Below are 6,976 nucleotides of genomic sequence, written 5' to 3'. Positions count from 1 at the left end.
CAAGGCCCAGGAACTCAAGGGCGAGGCGCAACGCACCGTCGGCGAGGCCAAGGACGGCGTGTCCGCCCTGGTCGACAAAGCCACCGGCAAACGATGATCCGACACGGTGGCGGGACCTCGCTCGGGTCCCGTCGCCTCCACTGACTTCGAACGCAGGAGAATCCCATGAACGGAGACCAGTTTCGCGGCGCGTCCCGCCACCTCAAGGGTCGCGCACAGACCACGCTGGGCGGCCTCACCGGCGATCCGGCCCGCCAAGTCCGCGGCGCCGTGAACCAAGTGGCCGGCGGTGCGCAGTACGCCTACGGCCGCGCGCGCAACCGGGCCGAAGATTTCATCGACGACGGACGCGATATCGCCCACGAGGTCCGGGACCGCGCCGGAAACCTGATCGAGGACGGTCGCGACCTTGCCCGTCAAGCCCGCAAGCGCGGCACCATCTATGGCCGTCAGGCCGTGCGCTACGCCGACGACAACCGCACCTCGGCCCTGCTCGGCCTTGCTGCCGTCGCCTTCGCGGTAGGCTGGCTGTCCCGTCGCAAGCACTGAATCCGCAATCCCGGAGACGACTCATGATCCGCAAGCTCCTCACCGCCTTCCTCCTCCCAAAGATCATCGCCTACGTCAGACGGCGTTTCGGAGGCCGGTCCGCCGCACCGCCGAACCGTCGGGGTTACTAACCTTCCCCTTCCACGTGAAACCGATTCAGGAAACCAATCCAAGATGAAGCTGACCCTTGCCCTCGCCGCCACCGTCGCCGCCACCCTGGTCGGGTTGCCGGCCCATGCCGCACCGGCATCCTCAGCGCCCATCGAGGCGCTCGTGCGCGGTGACCTGCCGACGGACTACGTCCAGTATCGCCGCTTCGGTCATCGTCACGGCTGGCGGGGCGGACGTGGCTATGGCCGTGGTTATGGTCGCGGTTACGGATACCGTCGCGGACCCGGCGTCGGCGCTGCGGTCGGCGCAGGCGTCGCCGGTCTGGCGGCCGGCGCGATCATCGGCGGCGCCATCGCTAACTCGCAGGCACAGGCCGCGCCGGTGGTCGTACAGGGTGGTCCAGGCGCCGAAGCCGTGGCCGCGTGCGCCCGTCGCTTCCGGTCCTACGACGCGTCGAGCGGAACGTATCTCGGCAACGACGGCGACCGCCACCGTTGCCCATAGTCGTATCGCTACGCCGAGCAGAGGCCTGGACCACATGACCATTCTGGGTCTCGTCCTGCGCCGCGAGTTCGTGTTCCTCGCGCTCGCGGTGCTCCTCGGGCTCGGAGCGGCGGCGGCCTACTGGGTATCCCGCGCCACGGTGCTGACCATCGCCGTGGCGCCGAGCGACGGGACCGAGCCGGCCGTCATCCAGGCCTATGCCGACGCCTTGGCCAAGCGTCACAAGGAGATCCGACTCAAGATCTTGCCCTTCGACGACGTGCGCGACAGCGCAGCGGCGCTACAGGACGGCCGGGCCGACCTCGCTGTCGTGCGTCCGGACGTCGACCTGCCCGACAATGGCCTGACGCTCGCGATCCTGCGCGACCAGGCGATGATCATCGCGTCCCCCGAGGCGTCCGGGCTGACGAGCTTTCCCGACCTCGACCGTAAGCGCCTGGCCATCCTCGCCCATCGCGACGCCGACCAGGCCTTGATCAAGGCGATGGTCGAGCATTACGGGCTGACGCTCCTCGACAAGGATCCGGAGGGGCTGTTGCCACCCCGTCACATCGCCCTGGTCGAGATGCCCGAGGCCGACCTGGCGGCGGCGTTTGCGAAGAAGCGCATCGACGCCGTTATCTCGGTGATCTCGCCGACCGCCCCGGCGGCCCAGCGCATCATCGGCATCGTGCAGGGTGCGAGCAAGAATCGAAAGGTGGCCTTCGTGACGGTCGCAAACGCCGACGCCATCGTCGCCCGGCTGCCGCGGCTCCAGGCCGTGAGCATGCCGGCCGAGACCTTCGGCGGCAGCCCGAAGGTCCCGGCCGAGGACGTGGCCACCGTCGGCGCCTCCTACCGGCTGATGGCGCGGGCGAACCTGTCCCGGCCGGTGGCGGCCGACGTGACCCAGCACCTTTTCGAGCTGCGAAGCGGCATGGCGAACGTGGCCCCGGCAGCGGACTACCTGCAGGCGCCGAGCTACGACAGCACTGCGGCCGCAACCAGCGCGCGGCTTCCCATCCATCCCGGTGCCGTCGACTACTTCGAGCGCGAGCAGCAGGGCTTCATCGAGCGCTATGAGACCTGGATCTACCTTGTCGCATTCTTGGGCGGCGGTATCGGCTCTGCGGTCGCGTGGGTGGGACAGCGCTTGTCCCGCATCCGGCGCGAACGCATCGAGGAGGCCACCGACCGACTGTTGGAGATCCGTCGCGAGGCGCAGGACGGCGCGGATGCGGGGCGCCTCGAATCGCTCGCCCGCGAGATCGACGACCTTGCCGGCGACATCGCCAAACATGCGCTGGAGCGGCCGACCGAAGCCAGGACCATGTCGGCGGCGGCGATCGCCATCGACGCGGCCCGCTCCACGGTCAAGCGAACCATTGCCGTCGGACAACCGCCGGGCGACGAGCCCGACCTCGCCGGGCGCATGACATCGACGGGAGCCGCCACGTCCGACGCGACGGGCTGACCGCGAGACCCCGGATGACCACATCCGGCACCACGTCCAACACTGGAAAGGAAACACGATGAGCAAGGGCTACCCCTCGATGACCGCTCTGCTGGGCCTGCTGGCCGTGGCCGGCTACCAGAACCGCGACAAGCTCGCCGAACTCCTGAAGGGCCACGACGCCCCGTCGCCCCCCTCCCTGAGCCCGAACCACGGCACCGTCCCGCCAGTCTCGAACACCGCATCGAACGCCAGGTCCACGGGCGGCAGCGGCAACCTCGGAAGCCTGCTCGGCGGCCTTGGCACCGCCGGTGTCGGCGGGCTGATCGCCAGCGGCCTGAGCGAACTCGTCGACCACTTCACCAAGGGCGGCCACGGCGAGACGGCGAACTCCTGGGTCAACCAGGGCGCCAACCGCGATATCCCGGAGGCGGATCTGGAACGCGCCATCGGCTCGGACACCCTGGATCACCTCACCCAGCAGACCGGCCTGAGCCGTGGTGCGCTCCTCTCCCGCCTCTCGCGCGAGCTGCCGTCGGCCATCGACCGCTACGCCGCGGACGGCCGCACGCCGGCCTGACCCCACGAGCCCCGGCCGGTGCTTGCGGGCGCCGGCCTCACACGAAGCCGGGCGACGCCGCGCCGGGGTTCGATCCACCCCCTTTCCCCGACCTTGTGAGATCTCTATGGCCATCGACTACCGTTCCGAACTCCGACGCCCCTTGCCCTTCAGCCTAGCGGTCGTCGCCGCGGTCCTGCTGGTCTGGCTCATCGTGGCCTCCATCGCCGGCGCGCGTCAGCGTAGCGCCCGCGACCACCGCATCGAGGACCTGCAGACCCAGCAGACGGCGCTCCGGGCCGACCTCGAACGGCAGGTCTCGACCGCCGGTACCCTGACCTCGCTCCAGGCCAAGATCGCCACCGCCCAGCAGCAGGACCAGCAGGCAAGCAAGGCCGCCGAGCAGGCGAAGTCCCGCGCCGCGACCCTGACCCAGGAACAGCAGGCGGCCGAGGCCAAGGCGACCGAAGCGAAGAAGGCGGCCGAGGCCGAGACCCAGAAGCTCACCGACCTCCAGGCACAGGTCGCTCAGGTCGAGGCGAAGCTGACCCCGTTGCGCGACGCCATCACCACCGCGGAGAAGGCTGCCGTCGACCGGACCCAGGACCTCGCCGAGGTCGGACGTCGCCTTGAGGACGCCCGGGTGCAGGAGGCCAAGCTGCGCGCCGATCTCGCGACCATGACCCAGGAGGCGACGGCCAAGACCGCCGATCTCGCCAAGGCCGAGGAGCGCCAGCAGAATGCCCGCGAGGCTGCCGCTGCCGCACAGAAGGAACTGGCCGACGCGCGGACCGCGACCGATCAGGCCGCAAAGCAGCGCACGGACACCGACCAGGCCGTCGCCGCCCTGACCGCCGACAAGGACAAGCTCGCGTCCGAGATCGAGCAGGCCAACCGTGACGCCCAGCAGGTTCGCGACGCCCTGGCGAACGTCCGCAAGGAGCTTGCCGAGGCCCAGGCCCAGCGAGACCGCGTCGTCTCCGAGCGCGGTCAGGTCGAGCAAGCGTTGCAGAAGCTCTCTGCCGACCGCGATGCCGGTGCCGCCGCCCTCGACGCCCTGCGCAAGCGCCAGACCGACGCGCAAGGTCAGCTGGCTGCGCTGACCGAGACCCTGGCCACCCGCAACAAGGAGGCTGCGTCCATCGACGAGCGGTTGGCATCGGCCCGGCAGGACCTGAGCACGGCCCAGGCGAAACTCGCCGAGGTCCGCCAGCAGCTCGCCGCTCCGCCCGCCGCCGCGCCGAGCCAGCCGGCTCGCTGAGGCAACGTCGACCCACGTGGGCAACCGCTCACGTGGGTCGCCCATCCCGGCCCCACTGCACGAAAGGATCGCATGATGAACATCCGTCTCCTCGCCCTGACGGCACTCGCTCTCGCGGGCTCACTGGCCGCTTCCCGGCCATCTGAGGCGCAGGAGGGTCCCGAGATGGAGGCGATGCGGGCGAGTTGCGGAGGCGATTACCTTCGATTTTGCGCCGGCATGAAACCGGGCGGGCCGGAGGTGAAGGCATGCTTCAAACGCAATCGCCCGAATCTGTCGGAGGGATGCTCCCAGGCCATCGCCGCCTACGAGCGGTCCCGTGCCGGATCGTCCGGTGAGGCCGACGATTGACCCACTGAACGAGGACGGCAGGCGCCGGAGCTTACTGGCCCCGGGGGTCAGTCGGGTCCGGGCATGACGACGGGATACCGGCCCTAATGGATCGAGGGGCCGATGACCGGGGCCCCGGACGATAGTCACCGCGGCATGGGAAACGAGAACACTATGCTGACCCGCCTGAGCCGCGCCTTCCTTCGGGTGTTCCCTGCCATCCTTCTCGTCGTCGTGGGTCTGCTCGCCGCTCTCTTCCGTAGACGTGCCGGTCCCCGAAAGGACACGTCGACGCACGTCCCGGAACCTGCCGGGCAGACCGTGCTTGCCGTGCGACGTCGCGGGGCTGTCATCGCACTCGTTGTCCTCATCCTCGGGATCGGGCTGATCCTGGCCTTTGTCAGCGGTGATGGCGCCCTCCGGCGGCTTGGGGCGCCGCTTCCGTCGTCGGACGGCGAGGACAGACGACCGATGGCGGCTCTGTCGCAGGCTGATGTGGACATCGGCCGCGGAAAAAGTTCGGAGGCGGTCTCTTCGGGCGGATCGATGAAGAAGTCGGAACCGGAGGGACAAGGCGTGGCGACGGCTCCCGGCGCCCCGGAAACGAATGCCCCGACCTTCGATACCGTGCGCGTCGAGCCGAACGGGGAACTCGTCGTCGCCGGACGAGCGACGCCGAACGGCACCGTGGAGGTCCTGGTCGACGGCAAGCCCACGGCCAGGGCAGTCGCCGATGCGAACGGCCAGTTCGCCATCGTTCCCCCGGCTCTTCCGGCCGGCAACAGCGAAGTCGGCCTTCGGGTGACCGATGGTAAGGGCATGGTTCGCCAATCGAGGGACATCGTGGCGGTGGCGGTGCCCGCTTCGCACAACGCCAGGCCCTTGGTCGCCTTGACCTCGCCCGACAAGCCGACGGTGGTGTTGTCGCAGCCGCGCTCGTCGCGGACGGTAACCCGCTCGGTTCCCGATGCGTCGTCCCCTCTACGGACGACGACGGGTACCGCTTCCCCGATCCATCCAGGCACCGGCGAGGTTGCTCCAAGCGATGGCGCTTCGAACGCAATCGCCGCCAATGATGCGGCCCGGTCCATCCGGATTGGGAACCGTGACAATCTCGACGCGGGGGTCGCGGATCGAGCCGTACCCAATACGCTAAGGTCCGGCTCCCTGGATATGCCACTGTCCCCGCCCTTGGAGGGCGCGGCCGCGGGAGGTGCGGGTGAGGCATCCACCAGGATCGTCAGCGTCGATGCGCAGGAGGGCGGTCGGCTGTTCGTCAGCGGTCAGGCTACCGCCGGTACGACCGTACGGCTCTACCTCAACGACACCCTGATCGCCCCCGCCAGGGTCGGTCGCGACGGCACAGTCACCTTCACCATCGGCGGAGGCGTCAAGCCGGGGAGCTACACGGTCCGGCTCGATCAGGTCGATGCCGCGTCGGGTAAGGTCCGCAGCCGCGTCGAGGTGCCGTTCTCCGTTCCGGAAGCCGCTCGGATCGCGAGGACGGACCGGCCGGTCGCGGCTCCGTTGGAGGCAGCTCCGAAAAAGAACGGCGGCGAGAAAGCGGCGTCGAACGCCTCGCAGCCGATAGCATCGTCGCCGGAAACCGTTTCGGGACATGCCCAGGCGGCGAACGCCTCGGACGGGCCGCAGGATTCCATTTCCACGAGACCGGCTACGCCGGCATCCTCGGAAGCCGGGAGCGATCCGCTCAGGCTCGAGGCGAACCCCGCCGCCGTCTTCGTGCCGGAGGTCGAGACTGCTCGGATCGAGCGTGGCGACAGTCTCTGGGCGATCAGCCGGCGGATCTACGGCGAGGGCGACCGGTACACGGCGATCTACGACGCCAACCAGGACCAGATCCGCGACCCTGACCTGATCTATCCCGGCCAGGTCTTCGTGCTGCCGAGCGGGCATGCCGCAGAGGCAGGGTGGAATGACAAGCGCAACTGAGGATTTTTGACAATGACCAAGTTTACCAAAGCTATCACTTACGTCACCGCTGCCGCAGCACTCGCTACGCTGATCATCGTTGTCCTTCAATCGACAAGTCTGCTGGCAGGCTCGTAGCGCCGTTAAGCGCCACAACCCACCCGACGAACGTTCCGCCAATTCAGACACTTGATCGCTAGGTGTCGTTGCTATGGAGGTTGTCCATCCGAGGGTGTCGAGCGAGGCTGTGGTTGCGAAGCCTGTAACCCCGGACCCGGAGCCTCGGATGGACGCTCAT

General features: G+C 68.7%; 7 protein-coding genes and 1 pseudogene. All 8 read left to right on the top strand.

Going from position 1 to position 6,976, the window contains the following annotated elements:
- Positions 1–97 (top strand): annotated as a pseudogene (locus ACFQ4G_RS21630) (CsbD family protein); the annotation flags it as partial.
- Positions 98–165: 68 nt separating this feature from the next.
- Positions 166–549, top strand: a complete 384-nt coding sequence (locus ACFQ4G_RS21625) for a CsbD family protein (protein WP_238209262.1) — start codon at positions 166–168, stop codon at positions 547–549.
- Between the two features lie 174 nt (positions 550–723).
- Entirely contained in the window at positions 724–1,164 is a 441-nt protein-coding gene (locus ACFQ4G_RS21620; protein WP_238209263.1) for a BA14K family protein, read from the top strand.
- 34 nt (positions 1,165–1,198) lie between these two features.
- Positions 1,199–2,617 carry a TAXI family TRAP transporter solute-binding subunit gene (locus ACFQ4G_RS21615; protein WP_238209264.1) on the top strand — a complete coding sequence of 473 codons (1,419 nt, stop codon included), beginning with the start codon at positions 1,199–1,201 and terminating at the stop codon, positions 2,615–2,617.
- 58 nt (positions 2,618–2,675) lie between these two features.
- Positions 2,676–3,176 (top strand): YidB family protein, encoded by a 501-nt coding sequence (locus ACFQ4G_RS21610; RefSeq protein ID WP_238209265.1) that lies wholly within the window; start codon positions 2,676–2,678, stop codon positions 3,174–3,176.
- Positions 3,177–3,282: 106 nt separating this feature from the next.
- On the top strand, positions 3,283–4,416 hold the full coding sequence (locus ACFQ4G_RS21605) for a chromosome partitioning protein ParA (RefSeq protein ID WP_238209266.1): 1,134 nt from the start codon (positions 3,283–3,285) through the stop codon (positions 4,414–4,416).
- A 72-nt stretch (positions 4,417–4,488) separates the two neighbouring features.
- Positions 4,489–4,767 carry a hypothetical protein gene (locus ACFQ4G_RS21600; protein ID WP_238209267.1) on the top strand — a complete coding sequence of 93 codons (279 nt, stop codon included), beginning with the start codon at positions 4,489–4,491 and terminating at the stop codon, positions 4,765–4,767.
- Between the two features lie 450 nt (positions 4,768–5,217).
- The gene (locus tag ACFQ4G_RS21595) at positions 5,218–6,699 is read left to right on the top strand and encodes a LysM peptidoglycan-binding domain-containing protein (protein ID WP_238209268.1); all 1,482 of its coding nucleotides are present in this window, start codon (positions 5,218–5,220) and stop codon (positions 6,697–6,699) included.
- Positions 6,700–6,976: the final 277 nt, after the last annotated feature.

It is taken from the genome of Methylobacterium marchantiae (assembly GCF_042679825.1).
Classification (GTDB): Bacteria; Pseudomonadota; Alphaproteobacteria; order Rhizobiales; family Beijerinckiaceae; genus Methylobacterium; species Methylobacterium marchantiae.
The sequence above is the reverse complement of the archived record's forward strand: the minus strand, read 5'-3'. Positions and strand labels throughout refer to the sequence as shown.

What these genes read in the sequence shown, in the direction of transcription:
- ACFQ4G_RS21625 (WP_238209262.1), top strand. Translation starts at nt 166, where the DNA reads ATGAACGGAGACCAGTTTCGCGGCGCGTCCCGCCACCTCAAGGGTCGC.
- ACFQ4G_RS21620 (WP_238209263.1), top strand. Translation starts at nt 724, where the DNA reads ATGAAGCTGACCCTTGCCCTCGCCGCCACCGTCGCCGCCACCCTGGTC.
- ACFQ4G_RS21615 (WP_238209264.1), top strand. Translation starts at nt 1,199, where the DNA reads ATGACCATTCTGGGTCTCGTCCTGCGCCGCGAGTTCGTGTTCCTCGCG.
- ACFQ4G_RS21610 (WP_238209265.1), top strand. Translation starts at nt 2,676, where the DNA reads ATGAGCAAGGGCTACCCCTCGATGACCGCTCTGCTGGGCCTGCTGGCC.
- ACFQ4G_RS21605 (WP_238209266.1), top strand. Translation starts at nt 3,283, where the DNA reads ATGGCCATCGACTACCGTTCCGAACTCCGACGCCCCTTGCCCTTCAGC.
- ACFQ4G_RS21600 (WP_238209267.1), top strand. Translation starts at nt 4,489, where the DNA reads ATGATGAACATCCGTCTCCTCGCCCTGACGGCACTCGCTCTCGCGGGC.
- ACFQ4G_RS21595 (WP_238209268.1), top strand. Translation starts at nt 5,218, where the DNA reads ATGGCGGCTCTGTCGCAGGCTGATGTGGACATCGGCCGCGGAAAAAGT.